Raw genomic sequence first — 22,202 nt, forward strand, 5'->3', positions numbered from 1 at the left:
CTGCCACCCGCCCGGCACGACGACACGCGCCGGGCGTGGAGAAGTCTCACGCCTCCGGCGCGGGCTGCTCGGGCTGCTCCGCCGTGGCCCCGTGCTTGCGCCGCCACCGCTCCACCAGCAGCAGCAGCGACGGGAAGCCCAGCAGCACGATGACCATGTTCAACCCGAACCCCAGGTTCGCCAGGTCACCAATCGAGTTCAACCCCGGGTGCTTCGCCAGCACCAGCGCCACGAAGCCGATGGCGCTCGTCAGCAGACCGCCCGTAATCGCCCGACCCGTCTCCGCATACACGGAGATGAAGTCCGCGCCCGGCTCACCCAGCCGCTGCACCAGATGCACCCCCGCGTCCACCGTGGTGCCCACCAACACCGGCAACACCATGATGTTCAGGTAGTTGAACTGCAAATCCAACAGCGCCATCAACCCCACCAACCCCGCCACCGACAGGAGCGTGGGCACCATGCAGATGAGCGCCGTGCGCAGCCGCCCCAACGTCAGCCACATCGCCGCCAGCACGCTGAGCACCGCCGCCGCGAGAATCCGCGGACCCTCGCGCGACACCATGTCCAGGATGTCCGCCAGGATGAGCGCCTCGCCCGCCGCCGACACCGAACTGCCGTCCGGCATGTGCAGCCCGCGCACCTCCTTGGAGAAGCGCCGCGTGCCCTCACCATCCGACAGACTCACCCCGCCGCCCGCGTACACCAGCACCACGCCACCCGTGCTCCCATCCAGGCTCTCGAACTGGTGACGCACGCTCGCCGGCAGCTCCGCCAGCGTGAAGGGCTTCGCCTGCGACATGTTCAACGCGCGAGCCAGCGACACCCGCGTGTCCTCCGGCAGCCGCGCCGAGTCCAGCTTGTTCAGCCGCGTGTAGATGGCCTCCAGCACCACCTGCTTCTCCGGCTGCTGCCGGGGCACCAGGTCCTCCAGCGCCCCCACGAAGTCGATGGTGGAGTCCTTGCCCCGCGCCGCCTTGCGCGCCTCCAACTGCCGGACAACTTCACGCTCCATGTCCTGCGAGTCCGTCAGCACGACGACCGGCGTCTGCGAGTAGCCCAGGATGTCGTTCACCTTCTGGTCCAGCACCGCCGACGCCTGCTTGTAGTCCTCCAGCGTGCGCGAGTCGTAGTTGAACGAGATGCGGTACGACTGCGAGATGAGCGCCACCACGCCCAGGCCAATCACCACCGCCACGCCCCGGTAGGAGCGCGGCAGCCACCGGCCCAACAACGCCATGGGCCCCGTGCCACCCTGGTGCACGCGCGGCGACCAACGGAACCGCGAGGCCACCCCGAGCAGCGCCGGCAGGATGAGCACGTACGCGAAGATGCTCACCAGCATGCCCACCGCCGCGATGATGCCGAACTCGCGGAACGCCCTGAACTCCGACAGCGCGAGGCTCAAGAACGTCAGCGCCGCCACCAGCGCCGCGATGAGCGCGGAGAAGCCCGTGTGCCGGAAGGACTCGTGCACCGCCGCCTCGGACGTCATCCCCTCCGAGCGCAGCGTCCCGTAGCGCCCCAACAGGTGGATGCCGTGCTCCACGCCCAGGCCGCCGAGCACCGCCGCCAGGAAGCCCGTCAGCAGATTCACCTGCCCGTACGCCATCCCCACGAAGCCGTACGTCCACCCCAGGCCCGCGAGCACCGGCACCATGGTGAAGGCCACCGACAGCGCGCTGCGGAAGTGGAACGCCAGGTACGCCAGCAGGAGCACCATCGCCAGCGAGGACGCGGTCGCCAAATCACTGACGATGACGCGCTGCTGGTCGATCTTCTTCTTGAACGTCCCCGTCACCGCCGTCTTGAAGCCCGGCCCGTACTTGGACAGGTCCTGCTTCGCCAGGAAGTCCTCCACCTGGGTGACGACCTTCTTCGAGTAGTTCAGGTCCGCGGCGCTGCCCCGGGGCTTCGCCATCAGCACCACCATGCGCTCCGTCGGGTCCAGGTAGTACAAATCTCCCTGGCCGGAGAGCCGCTGGTTGGCGCGGCCGGTGTACTTCTGCTCGATGTCGGCGAAGTCCACCGACGGCGGCGGCGCATCATCCAACCGGACGAACAGCGGGTTGGCCTGCTCCTTCTCCCAGGCGATGCGCGCGTCGATGCGGCTTTGGATGGTCTTCAGGTCATCCAGGTCCACGTAGTACAGCGCATGCTTGTCGAAGAACTCGCTCGGCCGCTGGTAGTTGACGTAGCGCAGCTCCGACAGCTCCGCGAGCTTCGGCGCCATGTCGTCCGCGAAGCGCTTGAGCACCTCCGGCTCCGCGCCCATGCCCACCACCACCACGTTGCCTTGACCGCCGAAGCGCTTGCGCAGCTTCTCGATGTCCTGGACGCTGGGGAACGCCTTGGGCAGCAGGCCCACGAAGTCCGCGTTGAGCGTCAGGGTCCTCGCGAACCAGGCTCCCAGCAGCGTGAGCACCACCGCCACCACCAGTGCCTGGTACGGACGCCGGTGGCTCCGCGCGGCGAGTTGGCCCATCGCCCCCTCGAACCGCTCCGACCAACGCTTCTCACCCATGTTGCGACACCTGCTGTGTTGTTTGCGGGCCGAACGACGGCCGGCCCACCTTGGGCATGCGCCAACCAGGGAGTCAACGCGTTTATGCCGTAAGGCGGAATGTAAGGCACCGAATCACTTGACCTTCACTAACAATTCCCAAGGGCCTTCGCCCGTCTGTCTGCCCGGCTGATTCCGGGGGTGAAGCCCTGCTCACGGCGAGCCCGCGCGCCAGGGCCGAAAGCGGCGGGTCCGCCGTCCTCCTGAGGGGCAGACGACCAGGCGGCGGGCACTGCATCCCCCGCGCCGAGTCCCCACGTTCCCGACCACATGGGGCCGCTGACGCGGACACCCGAGGGAGGGGAAGCCGTGCCGCCTTCCACGCCACCGGAGAGGCCGGGGCCTGGAGAAGACGGACCGCCTACCGCGACGGATGGAATCGGAGCCGACCACATCGAAACCCGGTGAGCGCCGATGGACGCGGCGCGTGGAGCGGAGCCTCGGGGCCCTGGCAACACGCAGCCACCGGCGGCCCATTCTCGCCCTCGGCATCGCCCTGCTCCTGGCGGCGGTCGGGGGCTTCTTCGCCCGCAACCTCAAGCTCAACGCCAACCTGGTGGACCTGCTGCCGCACTCGTTCGAGAGCGTGCAGGACCTCCATGAGCTGGAGACGCGCTTCGGCGCGCTCGGCTGGGTGGCGGTGGTGGGCGAGGGAGGCGACGCCGAGTCGCTGCGCCGCTTCGCCGATGACCTGGCGCCCAAGCTCCAGGCGCTGCCGGGCATCCGCTTCGTGGAGAAGGAACGCACGGGCGCCTTCTTCAGGGACAGGGCGATGTACTTCCTGTCGGAAGAGGACCTGCGAGAGGTGCACCGTCGGCTCGCCGCGCGGCTCGCGTGGGAGCAGAAGCAGGCCAATCCGCTCTATGTGCAGTTGGTGGATGAAGCCGCGCCGTCCATCGACTTCTCCGATTTGGAGGCGAAGTACGGCGGCGCCGCGGGGCAGAAGATGTCCTCCGCGACGGACGACTACTACCTGGACGCGAAGGCCCGGCGCGTCGTCGTGCTCGTCAAGCCGGAGATGACGTCGGCGGACCTGGCCTACTCGCGGAAGGTCGTGGACGAGGTGCGCGGGCTGCTCGACGCGCAGGACCTGTCGAAGTACGGCGCCGACTTCCGGGTGGAAATCACCGGCACCTTCCAGAAGAAGCTGGACCAGCAGCAGCAGATCATCCGCGACATCACCGTGTCGTCGGCCGTGGCCATGGCGCTGATGCTCCTGTACCTGCTCTTCCACTTCCGCAGCGCGCTCGCGGTGGGGCTGGTGCTGACGCCGGTGGGCATCGGCCTGGCGTGGACGTACGGCCTCGTCGCCCTGGTGTATGGGCAGGTGAATCTGCTGACGGGCTTCCTGGGAGCCATCCTCGGCGGCCTCGGCGTGGAGCACGGCATCCACCTGTTGGGCCGCTACCTGCACCTGCGCACGGAGGGCGAGTCCTCCGAGCAGGCCACACGCGAGGCCTTCACCCACACCGGCGGCGCGGCGCTCGTCTCCGCGCTGGTGGCGGCGCTCACCTTCTTCGTGCTGGGCACGTCCCAACTGCGCGCGTTCCGCGAGTTCGGCGTCATCGCCGGCATCGGCATGCTGGTGCTCATCGCCGCGTACGTGCTGGTGCTGCCGGCGCTCCTCGGACTGACGGCGCGTTGGGGCTGGCGTCCCAAGCGGGCGACCGTCGCGCCGCGCGCGTCTCCCTTCGGGGCGGTGCTGGTGCGCCACCGCGTCCTCATCACCGCCCTCTCCGCGGTGCTGCTGGTGGGGCTGCTGACGCAGGCGCCTCGGGTGCGCTTCGACTACAACTTCGGGACGCTCGAGGACCAGGACCTGCCCTCGTTCGTGCTCGACCAGCAAGTGAACAAAATCATCGGCTACTCGCAGACGCCGATTGTCGTCCTCACCAAGGGTCCCCAGGAAGAGCACGCGATGGCGTCCGCCCTGGCCCAACGTCAGCGTGAGCGGGGCCCGGACTCCACCATCGACTTCGTGGCCTCGCTGTCGTCGCTCGTGCCTCAAGACCAGCCGCGCAAGCAGGCCGTGCTCCAGGACATCCAACGCGTGCTCGAGCGCGTCCCGGAGGAGGGCCTGACGCAACAGCAGCGCGCGCAACTGGCGGAGCTGCGCCGGCAGAGCGAGGCCCGACCCTTCACGCTCCAGGACCTTCCGCCCAGCGTGCGCCAGCAGTTCATGGGCCGCGAGGGCACGCCCGGCAGCTTCGTGCTGGTGTATCCGGCGGTGAATCAGTCGGACGGGCAGGCGGTGCGGGCCCTGGCGCGCGAGGTGCGCGGCGTGGCCACCCCCGATGGCGAGCGCGTGTCCGCGGCGGGTGAGGCCATGGTGATGGCGGACCTGCTGGACATGGTGACGCACGAGGCGCCGCTCATCCTCGGCGGCACGACGCTGGCGGTGCTGCTGGCCATGTGGATGACGCTGGGCGGGCTGCGCATGGCGGTGCTGTGCCTCTTGCCCACGGTGGTGTCGCTGCTCGCGCTGATTGGCCTGATGCCGATATTGGGGATGGAGTTCAACTACCTGAACATCCTCATCATCCCGGTGCTCATCGGGACGACGGTGGACGCGGGCGTGCATCTGCTGACACGGCTGGCGTCACCGGGCAGCGACTTCGTGGAGGTCTATTCGGAGACAGGTCGGGCCATCTCCGGGGGCCTGCTGACGAGCGCCATGGGCTTCGGCGCGCTCTTCCTGGCCAGGCATCCAGGCCTGAACTCGGTGGGGGCACTGGCCAGTCTGGGCTTCGCCACCAATCTACTCGTCATGCTGGTGGCCTTTCCCGCGCTGCTGCTGGTGCTGAACGCGCGACGACAGCGTCGGCACCGGGCGCGCATGGATTCGGAGATGAAGGAACGGGCGGCGGCGGGGACTCCAGGTCCCGAGCACGCCACCCCTTGAAGCTGACGTAACGCACAACCCACGGAAGGAGGCAGGCAATGGCGAAGCACTTGAGGCGGTGGATGTGGGCGGGTGCCATGGCAGGTACCCTGGCATTGGGCACGGCGTGCAGCTCCACGGAGGCACCCATCGTGGTGGCCCAGGCGGACACGAGCACCACGGGACAGCAGCCCGCGACGGGCGGCTCGGGGAGCACGACGAGTCCGAGCACGACTCCGGACACGATGACGCAGGACCCGGCGCAGACGGCGCCGGCCAACCCGGGCACGGTGCCGGCCACGCCGGAGCAGAACCCCGGCAGCGCCACGGTGCCGAGCGACAGCACCACCACGACGCCGGACACCACCACGACGGCCCCGGGGACCACGTCCACGCCCACGTTCGACGGTGACGCGGGCATGGGCGGCTCGGGCGTGGTGCCGGGCACCACGGACGACAACACGTCCGGCACGGTCCAGCCGCCTCCGGGCGGCGCGGTGATGGACGGCGGAACCTACTGACGCCACGCAGGTCATCAGGTTGACGGGGCGGGAGCGGCCTTCCATGGCGGCTCCCGCCTCGCGTCGTTCGAGGGGCGCCCGCACTGGACAGCGCCCGCCGCGCCTGCTTTGTCGCGCGGGTGATGGACACCGAGCCTCGCCGCATCCTCTCGCTTCACGTGGGCCTTCCCCGCGAGCTCGGCACGACCGGTGCCGTGGACCCGCTGGAGCGGCCGTGGACCAGCGCCATCCACAAGGAGCCCGTGGAGGGCCGGGTGTGGCTGTCTCGCACGGGCCTGGCCGGAGATGGGCAGGCGGACCTTCGCGTGCATGGGGGCGTGGAGAAGGCCGTGCTCGCGTACCCCGCCTCGCACCACGCCTTCTGGCGCGCACAGCTCGCGCGTGAGGACGTGGGGCCGGGCGCCTTCGGTGAGAACTGGGTCGTCTCCGGCGGCGCGGAGGACAGCGTCTGCATCGGCGACGTGCTGCGGGTGGGTGGCGCGCGCGTGCAGGTGTCCCAGCCGCGTCAGCCGTGCTGGAAGCCCGCGCGACGATGGAGGCACAAGGAGCTGGCATTGCTCCTCCAGCGCACGGGGCGCACGGGCTGGTACTACCGCGTGCTGGAAGAGGGCGAAGTCCAGACGGGCGACGCGCTGGAGCGGGTGGAGCGCCCCTTTCCCGCGTTCACCGTCGCGTTCGCCAACCGGGCCATGCACGAACACCGGCGGGAGGACGCCGCGGCGCTGGCGGAGTGCCCGTTGCTCGCACCCGGGTGGCGCGAGTCCCTGCGACGCCGCGCCCAGGGTACGCGCGGGGATGACCAGCCCCGGCTGGTGGGCCCGAACCACGAAGGCTGACTCAGCCGTACCGGCGCTCGAAGAGCTGGCGCAGCCCCGCGTCCTTGCGCAGCAGCCCGAGCGTGAGCTCGGCGTGCCCCGGCACATAGCCGTTGCCCATCAGCAGGGTGACGTCCCGGCTCACGCCGTCGGCACCGAGGGATGCCGAGGTGAAGCTCGTGGCCATGGAGAAGAAGATGGCCGTGCCGCCGTCACGAGCGCAGAGGATGGTCGCCATCTCCGTGTCCTGGACGGACACGCAGTTGACCACCAGGTCGCAGAGGCTGCCTCGCGTGGCCCGAAGGACGTGCTCCTGCACCTCCACCGCCCGGGTGGCATCCAGCTTCAAGGCCACGTCGCAGAGGTGGTGTTCCTGGAGCTCCGCGAGCGCGCCCCCGTGGAGGTCGATGGCGAGGAGCCTCCCGGTGTCCCCCAGGCCGCGCCGCGCCTGGGCGAGACACAACGCACCTCCCTTGCCCGCCCCCAGGACGGCGACTGTCATTCCGGGCCTGACGTGGCGCTCGACCAGCGCTGGAGCGCCACAGACGTCGAGCGCGGCCAGGGCGACGGCGTCCGACAAGTCCTCGGGGAGTGTCGCGTAGCTGCCCGAGGCGAAGAGGATGGCGTGGCCTCGCACGTCCACGCGGTGGGTGTCGCGGTGGACGGCGCGAATCTCCTCGATGACCAGCGGGGTGAGCGTGAGGCTGACGAGCGAGGCAATCCTGTCACCCACGCGCAGCTTTCCGTGCGCGGGATGCCGGGGCCCCAGCTCCTTCACCCCGCCGATGAAGATGCCGCCCGAGCCCGTCTTGGGGTTGTGCATCTTTCCGCGCTCCCGGACGATGCTCACCACCTGTTCCGAGATGCGCGCGTCATCGCCTCCGGCTTCCCGGGCAATCTGCTCGAATGAGGCGGCGTCGATGTTGAGGCTCTCGACCTCGACGACGAGCTCCGACTCGCGACACGGCAGCGACGGGTCGAGGCGACCGGCGCGCTGGGGAAAGAAGCCCGTCGCACCCACGACGCGTGACAAACCATAGGCATCCGCCATCGTCTCCATCCCATTCCTCCTCGCTGGCCGTGGGCTCGACAAGACAGACGTCCCGCCGAGACGAGGACGATATGCGTCCACCCCAGGCTCAATGCCACACATATCCGCAATGAATTTCATCTCATCACCCGCACTGTTTCAGGTGTGCGGGCCTCGGGTTCATGCGGGCTCGCGCTGGCGATGAGCCCGACCGATCCGGCTTCGACGGCGGGGACCCCGGCCCCGAGGCGGGGCTGAAGCACGGTCGCGCACTGACAAGGGGCCGCACGTCCACCCTCCCGCCGCTGGCCGGGGAGCAGGCGACCAGAGGAGCGCCCCCTGCAGGTCGCGATTTGGCTGCTCAGGTTCTCGTCCAGCAGCAGCCAGCCACACCAACCCAAAACTTTTCAGTGGGAGAACCACCATGAAGAAGTTCCTGAAGACGAAGCTCGTCCTGGGTTCGCTCGCCGCCGGCGCTCTCGTGTTTGGCACCGCGTGCAAGTCCGACTCGAGCGCGAAGCGCGACGAAACCACGGCGCCGACGACGACGGACACGGGCACCCCGACGGGCACCGACACGACGACGCCTCCCGCGGGCACGTCGCCGGACCCGGGCACGGGCGGCACGGGCATGGATGACCCGACGATGAGCCCGCCGCCCGCCACGGACCCCTCCGTGGACCCGGGCACGGGCGGCACGGGCGTGGATGACCCGTCCATGAGCCCGCCCTCGGGCCAGGACCCGACGCTGAGCCCGCCGACGGGCCAGGACCCGACGCTGGACCCGGGCACGGGTGGCTCGGGCACGCTGGACCCCGCGGATGACACCGCCGTCGACCCCGGCACGCGGGGGGATGGCGACCTGTCGCCTGACTCCACCGACCGCGAGGACCCGTACGCGCCCGACACCACCGCGCCCCGCGAGCCGGAGTCCGGCCGCAAGCAGTAGCTCCGCGCTGAACGCGAGAGCACGAGATGCCCGCGCCCCGACCGGCGCGGGCATCGTCGTTTCCGGCCCGTGACACGTGCGCGGAAGCCACCCGGACCAGGTCCCCACCTCAAGGGGCCCCGCCACTCCAGGCACGCGGCGCCCCTATGGCCCTCCCGGACAGCAAAAGGCCCGCGCCCTTGTCGGACGCGGGCCTCGCGCGCTTCACGGCGTGACGCTCAGGACACGCTCGTCCCGGGGTAGCGGCCGGGGTCTGACTGCGGCTCGATGATGAGTGGGTCCGCATCCGCCCCTGGGGTCCCTCCGGGCCCCGTGCCCGGTTCCAGCGTCGGGGGAGCGCGACGCGGTGAGGACTCGTCCTCGAATCCCGCCTCGCGCTTGGGGATGGTGGGAAGGGCATCGGGCGGAATGTGCAACACGTCCTTCTTGCTCATGACGGCCTCCTTTCCCCGCAACGTGGGGGTCCTCCAGGCTCCGGGCATCGAGCCCCTGCTTGAATGGCCGCTCAGGTGTTGGCAGCGTCCCCGCCGGAAACCTTCTCAACCTCAACCCCGGAGCACTCCCGCCATGCGCCGTCTCCTCACGGTCCTCGCCGTCCTCCACCTCACCGCCTGCGCCACCACCCACACCAACGACCCGAGCAACCCCTCCGGGCCCGTCCCCCGCCCTGTGCCGCCCGACGCCACCGAGTCACGCCGGCTGGGCGCCGAGGCCGACAAACTGCTGGAGGATGGCCGCTACGAGGACGCGCTCTTCCTCTACCGCAAGGCGTGGAACGACGGCTTCCGCCACCCGGATGGCCTCTTCTACGCGGGCGTCATCGCCGCGCGCGCGGGCAGCCAGGACGAGTCCATCATCTGGCTGGGACGCGCCGCCGACGCGGGCTTCGCCGCCACCGCGGCGCTGAACGCCGAGCCGTCCCTGGACCCCGTGCGCCAGCACGCCGACTGGGCCCGCATCGCGGAGAAGGTCGCCGCCAACGCGCGCAAGGACGCGCCCGCCGCCACCACCCAGAACTGAACCTCTCTTCAACTTCCGTGGCCCCCAAGCCTCCGGGCCACGGAAGCGCCCTTCACTGAAAGTCATTGCGGCAACGGCAGACAGGCGAACGGGCGGAAGGCCGCTCGCTCGTGCCTCCGCGCGACGTGGAGCACGGGCCGGCAGGGACCCGGGGTCGGTGGCACCTTCAAGGCGAAACGCGCTTTCCTGACAAGGCCCGGAGAGGTGTCTGGTCTCCCCGCACCCTGAATCCAACCCGAGAGAGGCGTGATGAGTGTGAAGTTGCTGCTGGCCGGCCGGCGTGGAGGGGATGTGCCCTTCACGTCGTCACCCGACAATTCGCGCGCCTGGCTACGACAGGTGGAGCAATGGTTCCAGGACAACGCCAGGGAATGGCTGGAGGGCAGTCACCTGAGCGCGGGTCCCCACGGGGCGCCGCTCTTGCGCCTGCGATTGCATCCGGCGGCGGGGGAGGTCTCCATCCTCGCGGCCAGCGGCGCTCGCGTCGTCATCTCCGCGGAGACGACGGCGGTGGGCCCGGGCTACCACGTCTTCCTCTGTGACTTGCTCAAGGCGATGGGGCAGGCGCTGCACCTGCACTGGGCGGAGCCCGACGAGGCGATGGGGGTGGGAGACCCCACGGGCTACTTCCACACGGACGACGCGGGCCCGGTGGAGGTGCACATGCTCGCGTGGCTCCAGGAGTCCGTGGGGCAGGTGTTGCGCCTGCGCAGCCGGGGTCAGTCGGGCTTCGCGATGTCGATGCGCTTCGGCCACACCTTCGAGTACCCCGGCGCGCTCCTGACGCCGCTGGGTCCCCGGGACGAGCGCTGGATGCGGCGCGTGTACGAGGACCCTCGCGTGGGCATGGATGTGTTTCCGTGGTGGAAGCAGGGCGTGGGCGCGCAGGCGCGGCTGGGCCGGGCCCTGTGCCGCTTGTGGACGGAAGTCGTGTGGCGCCCGCCGCTGCTGCAGGAGGAGCGAAGGCTCATGCGCGAGGTGGCGCGCGCGCTGGAGCTGGCGTGGCGGGAGGACCCGGAGCTGGCATATCCCTGGCGCGAGTGGCGCGAGGTGCTCGGCTATCTGGGCGTGGGTGGGACGCTCGCGGAGCTGGTCCACCGGCACGCGGCGTTCCACGCGGCGAAGGGGCCGCCCATCGGCTACCGGCGAGGCGCGGTGCAGGTGGCGCTGCCGGCGGGGTGGGAGATTCGAATCCCGGGCTCGCTGGCGGAGGCGCACCTGGAGGACGGCACCTGGGTGGCCAGGGACCATCGGCGCAGCGTGCGCTTCGTCCCGCTGGAAGACGCGACGGAGGACGGCCTCGTCCCCACCTCGGCGGAGCGTCGGGCCATGGAGCTGGAGCACCGGGGCGAGCGGGTGAGCGGCCGCGCCTCGCTGCACATGGAGCCGGGCGAGTGCCGGCTGACGGCGGTGTGCAGCTCGGGCAGGCACCGGGCGCTGTGCGTGGTGAGCTTCGATGATCCAGAGGAGGAGGACTGGGCGCTGGGGACCTGGCGCTCACTGGACCACGCTGTCGCTGCCTGACGGTTGCCGGTACGCGGGGGCCATCCCACATTCAGCGGGCAATTTCCTTGAAGAGGAATCGAGAGCCCGTATGAGCAGGGAAGTATGGCCGGGCAAGCCCTGGCCGCGTGGTGCCACCTTCGACGGCACGGGAGTGAACTTCGCCGTCTTCTCCCAGGTGGCCACGCGCATCGAGGTCTGTCTCTTCGACCCCGCGAATCCAACGAAGGAAATCGAACGTTTCCCGCTGCCGGAGGCCACGGACTTCGTCCACCACGGCTACGTGCCCGGCCTGGAGCCTGGGACGCTGTACGGCCTGCGGGTCCACGGCCCGTACGAGCCGGCGAAGGGGCACCGCTGCAATCCGCACAAGCTGCTGGTGGACCCGTACGCCAAGGCCCTGCACGGCGACGTGGACTGGAAGCAGCCGGTGTTCGGCTATCCGCTCGGCAACCCTCAGCAGGACCTGGCGCGCGACGAGCGGGACAGCGCGGCGGGGGTGCCCAAGAGCGTGGTGGTGAGCGACTACTTCGACTGGGGGAATGACCGCCGGCCGGAGATTCCCTGGCGCAAGACGGTCATCTACGAGGCCCACGTGCGCGGCCTCACCATGAAGCACCCCGACGTGCCCGAGCACCTGCGCGGCACCTACGCGGGGCTCGCCTCGCCGCCCATCATCGAGCACTTGCAGAAGCTGGGCGTCACGTCGGTGGAGCTGTTGCCCGTGCACGCGTTCGCGGACGACTCGTTCCTCAACGACAAGAAGCTGTCCAACTTCTGGGGCTACAACACGCTCGGCTTCTTCGCGCCCGAGCAGTACTACGCCAGCCGCAAGACGCCGGGCGCGGCGGTGGCCGAGTTCAAGTCCATGGTGCGCGCGCTGCACGCCGCGGGGCTCGAGGTCATCCTCGACGTCGTCTACAACCACACGTGCGAGGGCAACCACCTGGGGCCCACGCTGTCGCTGAAGGGCATCGACAACGCGAGCTACTACTGGTTGATGCCGGACGCGCGCTACTACCTGGACTTCACCGGGTGCGGCAGCAGCGTCAACGCGTCGAACCCGAACGCGGCGCGGCTCATCATCGACAGCCTGCGCTACTGGGTGAACGAGATGCATGTGGACGGGTTCCGCTTCGACCTGGCCACGGTGCTCGGACGCACGGGGGAAGGCGGGTTCGACCCGAGGGCGGCGCTGTTCCAGATTCTCCATCAGGACCCGGTGTTGAGCCGGGTGAAGCTCATCGCGGAGCCGTGGGACGTGGGGCTCGGCGGCTACCAGGTGGGCGGCTTCCCCGCGCCGTGGCGCGAGTGGAATGGCAAGTACCGGGACGCGCTGCGCCGCTACTGGAAGGGCGACGAGAACCAGGCCAGCGAGGTGGGCTACCGGCTGACGGGGAACTCGGACCTGTACGCGGAGGCGCGGCGCAAGCCGCAGGCGAGCATCAACTTCGTGACGGCGCACGACGGCTTCACGCTGCACGACCTGGTGACGTACAGCCACAAGCACAACGAGGCGAACGGCGAGCACAACCGCGACGGCGCGGACGACAACCAGTCGTGGAACTGCGGCGTGGAGGGCGAGACGGAGGACGCGGGTGTCATCGCGCTGCGCGAGCGGCAGAAGCGCAACCTCCTGGCCTCGCTGTTCCTGTCCACGGGTGTCCCGATGATTGTCGCGGGCGACGAGATGGGGCGCACGCAGCGGGGGAACAACAACGCCTACTGCCAGGACAACGAACTGTCGTGGGTGGACTGGGAGCTGGACGCCCGGCGCGAGAAGCTCCTGGAGTTCACCCGGAAGCTCATCCACTTCCGGCACCGGCAGCCGGTGTTGCAGCGGCGGCGCTACTTCAAGGGCACGCACCTCTGGGACTCCGAGCACAAGGACCTGGCGTGGTTCCGTCCGGATGGGTCGGAGATGAGCGCGGAGGACTGGAAGAAGCCCTTCGTGCGCTCGCTGGCGTTCCTGTTGGGAGGCGATGCCATCCCCACGCCGGACGAGCGGGGCCAGCGCATCATCGGCGACGCGGTGCTGGTGTTGCTCAACGCGCACCATGAGCCGGTGTCCTTCACCGTGCCCGCCGCCGCGACGGGCCACCGATGGGAGCTGGCGCTCTACACGGCGGACGACAACCGGGGCGGGGAGAAAGTCACGCCCCAGGGGAAGTTCGAGCTGGTGGGCCGCGCGATGGCGGTGTTCCGTCAGGTCGAGAACTGAGTCGCGCTTGAAGGACCAGGGCCTCGTCGTACTGGCGAGGCCCTGTTGCATCCCGGACACACCCTGGAGACAGGCCGACGGTGCGAAGTTCTGCCCAGGCTGTGGCGCGCCGAGACCAGGATGACGCGGCGGTGGAGGGGTCCGCGTTCATCGCGTGACGCTCTCCACACGGAGTGTCCGCGTGTGTTCCACGCCATCCGGGCCCTGCTCGTGCATAGGCTGCGGCGCCATGTCGCGGGATGCGCAGGAAGAGGACGTGAAGCAGGTGTACGGAGAGATTGCCTCGGCATACGAGGCGCTCTTCCCCGTGCTTCATCGGTATGAGGGCCGCGTGGAGCGCTTCCTCACGGAAGCGGTGACGCCAGGGTGTCGGGTGCTCGACGTGGGGTGCGGTCCGGGGCTCCACACGCGGGGCCTGGATGCGTCCATCGATGTGGTGGGAGTCGACCTGTCCCCGGAGATGTTGGAGCTGGCGCGACAGGCGCGGCCCGAGGGCGCGTGGCACGTGCACAGCTACCACCGCCCCTTTCCCGAGGAGTGGGGGCGCTTCCAGGTGGTGCTGGCCATCGGCTGCCTCGACTTCTGCGAGGACCTGCCGCGAGTGCTGAGCCACCTCGCCGCGACGCTGGCCCCCGGTGGGCGGATGTTGTTCACGGTGCTGGAGCAGCGGCCCGGTTTCGAGGGACACGAGGCCTCCACGCGCCAGGTGCAGACGGCGGGCCCGGCGGTGACGCTGCATCTGTATTCCTTCGAGGACACGGCTCGCGCCGTCGTGGAGGCGGGGATGCAGCCGCGCGACTACGTGCATGCCCCGGGCTGGGTACAGCTCACCGAGGAGCGGACGATGTGGTTCGGCTGGTGGGACGTGGAGCGGGGGTAGCGTCGTCGCTTCGAAAGGGGCACACCCCGCGTAGGTGGCTGAGGCAGACTCGCGACGCTACAGACTCCACCATGCCTGGCATGGAGACAAGGGAGCACCACGGATGATGACGGAAGAAGACCTCCTCGCCGCAGAGGAGTCGCTGCGGCAGGCGATGCTCCGGGGTGACGTCGCCGCGCTCGACGCGCTCATTTCCGACGACCTCGTCTTCGTCAACCACACCGGACAGGTGTTCAACAAGGAGATGGACCTGGCGGCGCACCGCTCTGGCGTCCTGCGCTTCACGCGACTGGAGGTATCGGAGCCCATCATCCGATACCTCTCCGCGGGCGCGGTGGTCATCGTCAGCGCGTCGGTCGCGGGAACCCACGGCGGCACTCCGTTCGAAGCCAGGCTTCGCTACAGCCGCGTCTGGCAATGGGTGGATGAGCGCCCCCAGATTGTCACGGGCCAGTGCACGGCCATTCCTGGCGACGGGGCTTCGTGAGCCGCACCTTCTACCGCACTGCTTCAGGAGCCTCCTTCATGGCCTCGCACACCCTCCGAGCCCTCGTTCTCGCCCCCATGCTGATGCTCGCTCCGGCGTGCACCTCGACACCCGAGCGGCCTCCCTCCACGGCGGCCGCCTCGGACACGGGCCCGAGTGAGTACACGCTGGCGCCTGATGTCACCGTGCGCCGCATCGCCCCGGGGGTCTGGGTCCACACGACGCTGTCGGGCCCTGACTTCGACAGCTATCCGGCGAACGGGCTGGTCGTCGAGGACGGCGCGGAGTCGCTGCTCGTCGACACGGGCTGGAATCCCTCACAGGCGGAGCACCTGGTGGCGTGGGCGAAAGACACGCTGGGCAAGCCTGTGCGCGCTGCCGTGGCGACGCATTTCCACGGCGACCGGACGGCGGGCATCCCTGTCTTCGTGGCTCGGAACATCCCGGTGTACGGGTTGGAAGACACCGTGAAGCTCTCGACGGAGCGTGGACGGCCCGCGCCCACGGAGACCTTCTCGGGGGAACGGACGCTGGGGCCCGTGGAGCTGTTCTTCCCCGGTGCGGGCCATGCGCCGGACAACATCGTCGTGTGGCATCGGGGCAGCGGCGTGCTGTTCGGTGGCTGCTTCGTGAAGGATGGTGAGGCGAAGGACCTGGGCAACGTGGAGGACGCGGACCTCGCGGCCTGGCCCGCGAGCCTGGAGCGCACGAAGGAGCGCTTCCCCGAGGCTCGCATCGTCATCCCGGGACATGGGGCTCCGGGTGGACCTGAGCTGCTGGTGCACACGGGGGCTTTGATTCGCTGAGACTGGGTTGCGGTGGAGCGCATGCCTGGCCGCCCACTCCCCTCGGAGGGTGCGAGCGTTGAGCGGCGCACACGGGGTGGGTCGGTACACGCCCGCCTGACTGCCGATGTCCGTTGAGCTGAGAACAGGCGCCATGCGCGGAGGGGCTCGGCCGCATGGGCGGGGCCTTCCATCGTTCCTACCGTGCTTGCGAGTACGGGCCGGCGGGCGGGATGGAAGGCGGGGGCGTCATGAAGCATGTAGCTGCGGTGGTGCTCGCGGTGGCGGTCAGTGGGTGCGCGTCAGTGAAGGTGGAGCAGCGGGACGGTTGCTGGGTGAAGCAGGTCCGCACCTTTCCCTCCAGCTTCAAGGAAGAAGTGGGTCCCTGCGCCCGACCGAAGCCGGAGTGGTCAGAGGACCGTCTCACGCGGCTGGTGCAGGAGTGCGTGATGCACGCGGACTACCGCTGGCAGAGCAGCGCGATGGTGGCCTGGAATCGCGGTGAGCCCCTGCCGACGCGTGAGCCGGACGAGAAGGTGCTCGAGGCGTGCATGGTCACCACGGAGAAGATGCTCTCGACGGAGAAGAAGGAGTTGGAGCAGCGCCTGAGTGAGGTCTCCAAGGAGCGCGACAGCCTGCGAGCGAATCAGGAGCAGGAGCGCGAGTCGTACCGGACGAAGCTGGATGCGCAGCGTGACGAGGCCCAGTCGGCGCTGGTGAAGGAGCGCGAGCGGCTCCAGAGCAGCATGGACGCGCAGCGCGAGCACGCTCAGGCCAGTCTGGACAAGGCGCGGGACCAGATGCACGAGAGCAACGGGCGGCTGGCGAACGCACTCGGCGAAGCGGCGAAGCGGCCGACTCCGTCCGCGATGGCGACGGCCACGTCGACTTCCGCGAGCGAAGGCAAGGCTGACACGCGCAGCGACTCCAACTCGCGAGGCGACTCGCGGGCCCGGGGAGATGCCGCGAAGCGGAGCAATCCTCGAGTGGCGAAGCCCATCGTGGCGACGCCGACGAGCACCATGTGCGCGCTGCCCTCCAAGAGCGCCGCGAAGCAGACCACGACCAACGGAACGGACACGAAGAGCGAGCCTCCGAGCTGCCAGCCGATGCAGCCCGCCGAGCCCACGGAGCCCGAGCCGTCCGTCGAGCCCCAGGCGCAATCACAGACGGCCTCCGTGCCCCTGCCACTGCTGTCCGTGCCTCCGGGCGCGGCGGAGTAGCCACCATCGACGTTCGGGGCGAGGGTGCACCGCGAGGTCCCTCGCCTCAAACGACGTGAGCCATCTCCAGAGCGTGGCCCTTCGCGTTCATCGCTGTCAGCACGTCTCGCAGTCGTGGGGAGATGAGCCATCGAGGCTCAGGGCGAAGCTCGCCCCGCCTGTCCCCGAAGAGCTTGTCTGTAATGAAGAGGTCGGAGCCATCATGACTGGCTCGCTCCACATACAATTCGGAGAGCTGATTGAGTCCAGCGACATGGCCCTTCGGGCACCGGTGCTCGCCACGCTCGTCGAGGTCGAAGGGGTTGTTTCCCGCCAACATCTTCGCAGCCAGCCGCAGCGGCTTCGAGGTCACGACGGGTTGATACCAATCCGAGGCTCGCAGCTCCTTGCCTCCCCCATGCATCACCGGACGGAACTCCGCGCCTCGAAGTCCCGCCTTCTGGAATGTCTCCACGAATCTCGAGGAGACCACCACCTCTCCCGCGAGCGTCTGCGCGATGTCCTTGCTCTTGGCGATGCGTCGCGTGTCGAGGATGAGCGCGGTCGTCTGCCGCGCACCGGCACCGCAATACTCGCAGGCCACGGACTCGTCATAGCCGGTGCCGCACATGGCCCCCGTCGGCTCGAACGACGTGCGAATGATGAGGTTCAGCAGCTCCGCCGACTTGAGCTCCGTGGCTGAGTAGCGGCGCTCGATGTTCCAGTAGGTGAAGAAGAGGCTGCCCTGCTCGCGGAGCTTCCGCTCGATGGCGCCAATCTCCTGTACGCGAGGGTCCTCGCGCGGCAGCACCACCTTCCTCAACGTCTCGTTCACCAGCGTCCCGAGCCCTGGCTCCAGGAACCGCTGGGCCCGCTCTTCCGCAATCCTGAACTCGATGGTCTCGCGCATCTTCTAGGGAGAGATTCCGATGAGTTGAGGAACCGGATACCTGGAGTAGACGCGCACCAGGATGTCCGTCAGGGCCTGTGGGTCCGGCCTCCGCCCCTGACCATACTGCCACTCCTCCCGGAACGCCCGGGTGATGGCCTTGTGGTACGCGGTGGGCAGTCGGTACGTCTGACCGTCCTTCGCTCCCCCCAGATACATGGGGATGAGGTGGTGGTTCTCGTATCCCGCGCTGTTCGGATACGTGGCCTGCGCCTCCTTGAGTCGCTGGAGATAGAGCTGCCGTGCCTGGAGCACAAGTGAGGCATCCACGGTTCTTCGCGCCCGGACCTGGACCTGAAGAGGCGTGGGACGAGGGTTCAGCAGCGGTGGACGTCGGAATGTCCCCCCGCCAGGCGCACGCCGCACCGGTCGGGTGGCAATGGCTCCTTCGAGAGGATCCACCGCGACACCTCGAACCTGCTGCTCCCAATCCACGGGAAGGAAAGCACCTGCCCTCCCTTCCGTCGGCTCCGCTGGTGAGGGCTCGACGTAGGAGGCATCCGCATCCGGCACCTCCGGAGGAACCCTCCCTCGCGCTACCTCCGGACCACTCGCACACCCCAGCAACAAGGCAAGAAGCACCCAGCCCAGCACGGCCTTCGACATGATTGTCAGCCTCCGCGTCACGGTGGCGTCCCTCGCCCCCGACGCATCTCTAGAGGTGTCACGGGTCTGTCCCTGGGCTCCCGAGTCTGGACGTGGGCGCTCTGCGCTCCCGTACCGGACAGGGTGTTCCCGGGTCCATCGTCCTCAGTGTCTCCCTCACATCGGTTGCGTCAGGCCGGCCGCCTTGAAAGCCATTTGAGCAGCCCCTTCCAGGGACTCCTCAGAACTAGCTCAATGGGAGAGCACAAGACTTGTAATCTTGAGGTTGAAGGTTCGACTCCTTCGTTCTGAACCGATTATTGAAATCGGCTCCGCCAGGATGCTCCACCCCTAGCCGGTGAGCGCGCTGGCCCACCCCGTCCACCCTCCCCCACCGCGAAGCCTCGCCGTCCGCCAGGGCGACAGTCCCCTTCCGAGCCGTCAGCGGAGGTCCTGTCGTCGTCCGCGCCCGGCCCGGCCCGCGAGCGCGGGATGTGGTGACGAGGCAGGGCACGCAGTCAGCGCGCTCCATCCGCGAAGGGTGGGGCCTCCACTTTTCAGCAGTCCCCCGGGACGCGCGCTTCATCGCGCCACCTCGCCTCCCGGGTTTCATCAAGTCCCCCACGGGGGAAAGGAGGTGCGCGATGAGCTTCTTCAAGCGTGTCGATGTCGTGCAGCACGAGCGGGCGTTCGTCCTCGTCGACGAGGTGCCCACGCGCTACCTCGTGCCGGGCCGCTACCGGCTCACCTACCCCTTCCGCAACGTGCGCATCGTCCGCGTCGCCACCGGCATGCCGCTGACCAACCTGGACACGGAGATGCTCGCGCTCGTGCCCCCGTCGGACCTCCAGGTCATCGAGCTGGGCCCCACCGAGCGCGCCATGCTCTACCACCGCGGCCGCCCCACCCTGTGGCTCGGCCGTGGTCAGCACCAGGTGTGGACGGTGGAGCGCCTCCCCAGCCGCGACTCCGTGCCTGCTTCCTCCGCCGTGCGCATCGAGCGCCTGGACACGTCCGGCGTGGCCACCGCGCCCCTGCAGGACGACGTGCGCGCCAAGGTCCCCGCCAGCGACTACGTGGAGGCCACGGCCACCGAGGGCAGCGTCGTGCTGCGCTACGTGGACGGCACCCTGGACGCGGTGCTGCCCGCCGGCCGCCACGCCGCGTGGACCGTCGCCCGCAAGGTCCAGCTCGCCGTCATCGACCTGCGCGAGCGCCTGCTCCACGTCACCGGCCAGGAAGTGATGACCAAGGACCGCGTCACGCTGCGCCTCAACCTCTCCACCGCCTTCCGCGTCGCGGATGCCCGCCGGCTCGCCGTCGTCGCCCGCGCGCCGGATGACATCCTCTACCTCGCCATGCAGCTCGCGGCCCGCGAGTCCGTGGCCACGCGCACGCTGGACGAGTTGCTCGCCTCGCGTGAGGCCGTGGCCGAGGACCTCTTCGCGCAGGTGAAGGAGCGCGCGGAGTCGGTGGGCCTGGAGCTGCTGCGCTTCGGCATCAAGGACGTCGTGCTGCCGGGTGAGATGAAGGAGCTGCTCAACCGCGTCATCCAGGCCCAGAAGGAGGCCGAGGCGAACGTCATCACCCGCCGCGAGGAGACGGCCGCCACGCGCTCCATGGCCCAGACGGCCAAGGTGCTCGCGGAGAACCCGCTGCTCGTGCGCCTCAAGGAGCTGGAGGCCTACAAGGACCTCGCGGCCAAGGTCGGCCAGGTCCACCTGGTGCTCGGCGAGGGCGCGGTGCCCTCGCTCCAGCTCAAGGGCTGAAGCTCCGTCACACCTGACACACCGCTGAGCGAAGGGCCTCTGGGGCCGGTTCCCCGGGGGCCCTTCGTGCGTTCACGGCACCGCGCGTCATTCACCGTCCGTGGTGCGGGGCGCCGTGGCTGACTCGAAAATCAATCTCGGCTACCCTCCGGGCTTTCGTTCCCGTGAGGAGTCCGAGATGTCGTCGTCCGCGAACCACTACGTCCCCAACCTGCGCGATATCGAGTTCAATCTCTTCGAGTTCCTCGACATCGGCCGTACCTCCCTGGGGCGCGCGCCCTTTGGCGACCTGGACGAGACGTCCGCGCGGCAGATGCTGCAGACGTTCGCCGTACTGTGCGCGAACGAGCTGGCGCCTTCCTTCGACGAGGCCGAGCACACGCCGCCCAGGCTGGAGAACGGCGAGGTGACGCTGCCTCCTGGACTGAAGAAGTCCATGAACGCGTTCTTCGACGCGGGGATGCACCTGCTGGAGCAGCCGCCGCACCTGGGCGGCATGGGCGCGCCGCCGTCGCTGGGCTGGGCCGCGTTCGAACTGATGGTGGGCGCCAACTCCTCGCTGGCCTTCTACACGCTGGGCAACCTGCTCGCGCGCATCATCGACCGGCTGGGGACGGACTCGCAGAAGAGCCGCTTCCTGCCGCACATGCTGGAGAAGCGCTGGGGCGGCACCATGGTGCTCACCGAGCCCGACGCCGGCAGCGACGTGGGCGCCGCGCGCACCAAGGCGCGTCCCGTGGGCGGCGACGTGTGGGAAATCGAGGGCGTGAAGCGCTTCATCACCAACGGTGACTCGGACATGTCCGAGAACATCATCCACATGGTGCTGGCGCGCCCGGAAGGCGCGCCTCCGGGCACCAAGGGCCTGTCGCTCTTCGTCGTCCCCAAGTTCTGGGTGAACGAGGACGGCAGCATGGGTGAGCGCAACGGCGTCGTGTGCACCAAGCTGGAGAAGAAGATGGGGCTGAAGGGCTCCGTCACGTGCGAGCTGACGTTCGGCGACGGCAAGCCCTCGCGCGGCCTGCTCCTGGGCGAGGTCCACGACGGCATCCGGCAGATGTTCTACATCATCGAGCAGGCGCGCATGGCGGTGGGCGTGAAGTCCATGGCCACGCTGTCCGCGGGCTACCAGCGCGCGCTGGCGTTCTCGAAGGACCGGCTCCAGGGCGCGGACCTGCTCCAGGCGCGCAACAAGCTGGCGCCGCGCGTGCCCATCTTCCAGCACCCCGACGTGCGCCGCATGCTGATGGCGCAGAAGGCCCACGCGGAGGGCATGCGCGCGCTGTGTCTCTACACCGCGGCCGTGCAGGACGGCGTGGAGCTGAAGGGCGGCCACCGCGCCACCGAGGCGGGCGAACTGGACACGCTCAACGACATGCTGCTGCCGCTGGTGAAGGGCTACTGCTCGGAGAAGGCGTTCGAGCTGCTCGCGCTGGCGCTCCAGGTACACGGTGGCTCCGGCTACCTGCAGGACTACCCGGTGGAGCAGTACCTGAGAGATCAGAAGATCGACACGCTCTACGAGGGCACCACGCACATCCAGGCGCTCGATTTGCTCATGCGCAAGGTGGCGAAGGATGGCGGAGCGACGCTGCAGGGCCTGCTGTCTCAGGTGCGCGAGACGGCGGAGGGCGAGCTGGGCGGAGGCGAGCTGCAGACGGAGCGCGCCGCGCTGGGCAAGGCGCTGGGTGATTTGGAGACGATGCTCGGCACGCTGATGGGCAAGCTGGGCGAGTCCGTCTACCACGTGGGCCTGCAGGGCAACCGCGTGCTGGCGAGCGTGGCGGAGCTGGTCATCGGCTGGCTGCTGGTGCGTCACGCGGGAGTGGCGGTGGAGCGGATGAAGAGCAACCCCGGCGACAAGGCCTTCTACGTGGGCAAGCTCGCCAGCGCGCGCTGGTACTGCGCGGAGGTGCTCCCGGGCCTCGCGCACGCCGCCCGCATGGTGGAGGCCGGCACGCTGGACCTGATGGACGTCCCCGAGGAGTCGTACTGAGACGTGCTGTTCCCCGGCCGCACCCGTGGCCGGGGGAGGACACCTC

18 protein-coding genes and 1 tRNA gene are annotated in these 22,202 nt (G+C 69.2%); 14 read left to right on the plus strand and 5 right to left on the minus strand.

Translation table 11 applies throughout. The features are described from left to right. Positions 1 to 46 precede the first annotated feature (46 nt). Positions 47 to 2,524, minus strand: a complete 2,478-nt coding sequence (locus tag G4D83_RS06205) for an efflux RND transporter permease subunit (protein ID WP_163863708.1) — start codon at positions 2,522 to 2,524, stop codon at positions 47 to 49. A gap of 466 nt (positions 2,525 to 2,990) precedes the next feature. On the opposite strand from G4D83_RS06205, the gene G4D83_RS06210 reads away from it, so the two are divergent. From G4D83_RS06210 to G4D83_RS06220, 3 genes are all read left to right on the plus strand, one after another. Beyond that, positions 2,991 to 5,465, plus strand: coding sequence for an efflux RND transporter permease subunit (locus G4D83_RS06210; RefSeq protein WP_163863709.1), 2,475 nt, complete (start codon positions 2,991 to 2,993; stop codon positions 5,463 to 5,465). Positions 5,466 to 5,542: 77 nt separating this feature from the next. Beyond that, complete coding sequence (locus G4D83_RS06215; protein WP_163863710.1) at positions 5,543 to 5,965, plus strand: Erp protein; 423 nt, start codon at positions 5,543 to 5,545, stop codon at positions 5,963 to 5,965. A 122-nt stretch (positions 5,966 to 6,087) separates the two neighbouring features. Beyond that, positions 6,088 to 6,801 (plus strand): MOSC domain-containing protein, encoded by a 714-nt coding sequence (locus G4D83_RS06220; protein WP_163863711.1) that lies wholly within the window; start codon positions 6,088 to 6,090, stop codon positions 6,799 to 6,801. A 1-nt stretch (position 6,802) separates the two neighbouring features. On the opposite strand, the gene kdd is transcribed toward G4D83_RS06220, so the two are convergent. Then, a complete protein-coding gene (kdd, locus tag G4D83_RS06225) occupies positions 6,803 to 7,840 on the minus strand; it encodes an L-erythro-3,5-diaminohexanoate dehydrogenase (RefSeq protein ID WP_205522580.1) in 1,038 nt (345 codons plus the stop codon). Between the two features lie 394 nt (positions 7,841 to 8,234). Between kdd and G4D83_RS06230 the strand changes: the two genes are divergently transcribed. Beyond that, positions 8,235 to 8,759 (plus strand): hypothetical protein, encoded by a 525-nt coding sequence (locus tag G4D83_RS06230; RefSeq protein WP_176435955.1) that lies wholly within the window; start codon positions 8,235 to 8,237, stop codon positions 8,757 to 8,759. A gap of 218 nt (positions 8,760 to 8,977) precedes the next feature. On the opposite strand, the gene G4D83_RS06235 is transcribed toward G4D83_RS06230, so the two are convergent. Further along, a complete protein-coding gene (locus tag G4D83_RS06235; protein WP_240356187.1) occupies positions 8,978 to 9,193 on the minus strand; it encodes a hypothetical protein in 216 nt (71 codons plus the stop codon). 133 nt (positions 9,194 to 9,326) lie between these two features. Between G4D83_RS06235 and G4D83_RS06240 the strand changes: the two genes are divergently transcribed. The 7 genes from G4D83_RS06240 (at position 9,327) to G4D83_RS06270 (ending at position 16,878) form a co-directional block, all read left to right on the plus strand. Beyond that, positions 9,327 to 9,779, plus strand: coding sequence for a hypothetical protein (locus tag G4D83_RS06240; RefSeq protein WP_163863713.1), 453 nt, complete (start codon positions 9,327 to 9,329; stop codon positions 9,777 to 9,779). A 249-nt stretch (positions 9,780 to 10,028) separates the two neighbouring features. Then, on the plus strand, positions 10,029 to 11,303 hold the full coding sequence (locus G4D83_RS06245) for a hypothetical protein (RefSeq protein ID WP_163863714.1): 1,275 nt from the start codon (positions 10,029 to 10,031) through the stop codon (positions 11,301 to 11,303). A 70-nt stretch (positions 11,304 to 11,373) separates the two neighbouring features. Further along, the gene (gene glgX / locus G4D83_RS06250; RefSeq protein WP_163863715.1) at positions 11,374 to 13,503 is read left to right on the plus strand and encodes a glycogen debranching protein GlgX; all 2,130 of its coding nucleotides are present in this window, start codon (positions 11,374 to 11,376) and stop codon (positions 13,501 to 13,503) included. A 229-nt stretch (positions 13,504 to 13,732) separates the two neighbouring features. Then, positions 13,733 to 14,383 (plus strand): class I SAM-dependent methyltransferase, encoded by a 651-nt coding sequence (locus tag G4D83_RS06255; RefSeq protein WP_163863716.1) that lies wholly within the window; start codon positions 13,733 to 13,735, stop codon positions 14,381 to 14,383. 103 nt (positions 14,384 to 14,486) lie between these two features. Beyond that, a complete protein-coding gene (locus G4D83_RS06260; RefSeq protein ID WP_163863717.1) occupies positions 14,487 to 14,870 on the plus strand; it encodes a nuclear transport factor 2 family protein in 384 nt (127 codons plus the stop codon). Positions 14,871 to 14,908: 38 nt separating this feature from the next. Next, a complete protein-coding gene (gene bla / locus G4D83_RS06265) occupies positions 14,909 to 15,676 on the plus strand; it encodes a subclass B1 metallo-beta-lactamase (protein ID WP_163863718.1) in 768 nt (255 codons plus the stop codon). Between the two features lie 230 nt (positions 15,677 to 15,906). Continuing rightward, positions 15,907 to 16,878, plus strand: coding sequence for a hypothetical protein (locus G4D83_RS06270; RefSeq protein WP_163863719.1), 972 nt, complete (start codon positions 15,907 to 15,909; stop codon positions 16,876 to 16,878). A 46-nt stretch (positions 16,879 to 16,924) separates the two neighbouring features. On the opposite strand, the gene G4D83_RS06275 is transcribed toward G4D83_RS06270, so the two are convergent. After that, positions 16,925 to 17,767: a hypothetical protein gene (locus G4D83_RS06275; RefSeq protein ID WP_163863720.1), complete on the minus strand. Its 843-nt coding sequence runs from the start codon at positions 17,765 to 17,767 to the stop codon at positions 16,925 to 16,927. Between the two features lie 3 nt (positions 17,768 to 17,770). Then, a complete protein-coding gene (locus G4D83_RS06280) occupies positions 17,771 to 18,076 on the minus strand; it encodes a hypothetical protein (protein ID WP_163863721.1) in 306 nt (101 codons plus the stop codon). 556 nt (positions 18,077 to 18,632) lie between these two features. On the opposite strand from G4D83_RS06280, the gene G4D83_RS06285 reads away from it, so the two are divergent. The 3 genes from G4D83_RS06285 to G4D83_RS06295 all read left to right on the plus strand — a co-directional run bounded on the left by G4D83_RS06285 (position 18,633) and on the right by G4D83_RS06295 (position 22,156). Further along, a tRNA-Thr gene (locus tag G4D83_RS06285) sits at positions 18,633 to 18,704 on the plus strand. A 331-nt stretch (positions 18,705 to 19,035) separates the two neighbouring features. After that, positions 19,036 to 20,160 (plus strand): slipin family protein, encoded by a 1,125-nt coding sequence (locus tag G4D83_RS06290; protein ID WP_163863722.1) that lies wholly within the window; start codon positions 19,036 to 19,038, stop codon positions 20,158 to 20,160. Between the two features lie 178 nt (positions 20,161 to 20,338). Continuing rightward, on the plus strand, positions 20,339 to 22,156 hold the full coding sequence (locus tag G4D83_RS06295; protein WP_163863723.1) for an acyl-CoA dehydrogenase: 1,818 nt from the start codon (positions 20,339 to 20,341) through the stop codon (positions 22,154 to 22,156). The last annotated feature ends 46 nt before the right edge of the window (positions 22,157 to 22,202 follow it).

Origin of the sequence: Myxococcus eversor, from assembly GCF_010894455.1 — a bacterium.
In the GTDB taxonomy this organism is placed as follows: Bacteria; Myxococcota; Myxococcia; order Myxococcales; family Myxococcaceae; genus Myxococcus; species Myxococcus eversor.

What these genes read in the sequence shown, in the direction of transcription:
- G4D83_RS06205 (WP_163863708.1), bottom strand. Translation starts at nt 2,524, where the DNA reads ATGGGTGAGAAGCGTTGGTCGGAGCGGTTCGAGGGGGCGATGGGCCAA.
- G4D83_RS06215 (WP_163863710.1), top strand. Translation starts at nt 5,543, where the DNA reads ATGGCAGGTACCCTGGCATTGGGCACGGCGTGCAGCTCCACGGAGGCA.
- G4D83_RS06220 (WP_163863711.1), top strand. Translation starts at nt 6,088, where the DNA reads ATGGACACCGAGCCTCGCCGCATCCTCTCGCTTCACGTGGGCCTTCCC.
- kdd (WP_205522580.1), bottom strand. Translation starts at nt 7,840, where the DNA reads ATGGAGACGATGGCGGATGCCTATGGTTTGTCACGCGTCGTGGGTGCG.
- G4D83_RS06230 (WP_176435955.1), top strand. Translation starts at nt 8,235, where the DNA reads ATGAAGAAGTTCCTGAAGACGAAGCTCGTCCTGGGTTCGCTCGCCGCC.
- G4D83_RS06235 (WP_240356187.1), bottom strand. Translation starts at nt 9,193, where the DNA reads ATGAGCAAGAAGGACGTGTTGCACATTCCGCCCGATGCCCTTCCCACC.
- G4D83_RS06240 (WP_163863713.1), top strand. Translation starts at nt 9,327, where the DNA reads ATGCGCCGTCTCCTCACGGTCCTCGCCGTCCTCCACCTCACCGCCTGC.
- G4D83_RS06245 (WP_163863714.1), top strand. Translation starts at nt 10,029, where the DNA reads ATGAGTGTGAAGTTGCTGCTGGCCGGCCGGCGTGGAGGGGATGTGCCC.
- glgX (WP_163863715.1), top strand. Translation starts at nt 11,374, where the DNA reads ATGAGCAGGGAAGTATGGCCGGGCAAGCCCTGGCCGCGTGGTGCCACC.
- G4D83_RS06255 (WP_163863716.1), top strand. Translation starts at nt 13,733, where the DNA reads ATGTCGCGGGATGCGCAGGAAGAGGACGTGAAGCAGGTGTACGGAGAG.
- G4D83_RS06260 (WP_163863717.1), top strand. Translation starts at nt 14,487, where the DNA reads ATGATGACGGAAGAAGACCTCCTCGCCGCAGAGGAGTCGCTGCGGCAG.
- bla (WP_163863718.1), top strand. Translation starts at nt 14,909, where the DNA reads ATGGCCTCGCACACCCTCCGAGCCCTCGTTCTCGCCCCCATGCTGATG.
- G4D83_RS06270 (WP_163863719.1), top strand. Translation starts at nt 15,907, where the DNA reads ATGAAGCATGTAGCTGCGGTGGTGCTCGCGGTGGCGGTCAGTGGGTGC.
- G4D83_RS06275 (WP_163863720.1), bottom strand. Translation starts at nt 17,767, where the DNA reads ATGCGCGAGACCATCGAGTTCAGGATTGCGGAAGAGCGGGCCCAGCGG.
- G4D83_RS06290 (WP_163863722.1), top strand. Translation starts at nt 19,036, where the DNA reads ATGAGCTTCTTCAAGCGTGTCGATGTCGTGCAGCACGAGCGGGCGTTC.
- G4D83_RS06295 (WP_163863723.1), top strand. Translation starts at nt 20,339, where the DNA reads ATGTCGTCGTCCGCGAACCACTACGTCCCCAACCTGCGCGATATCGAG.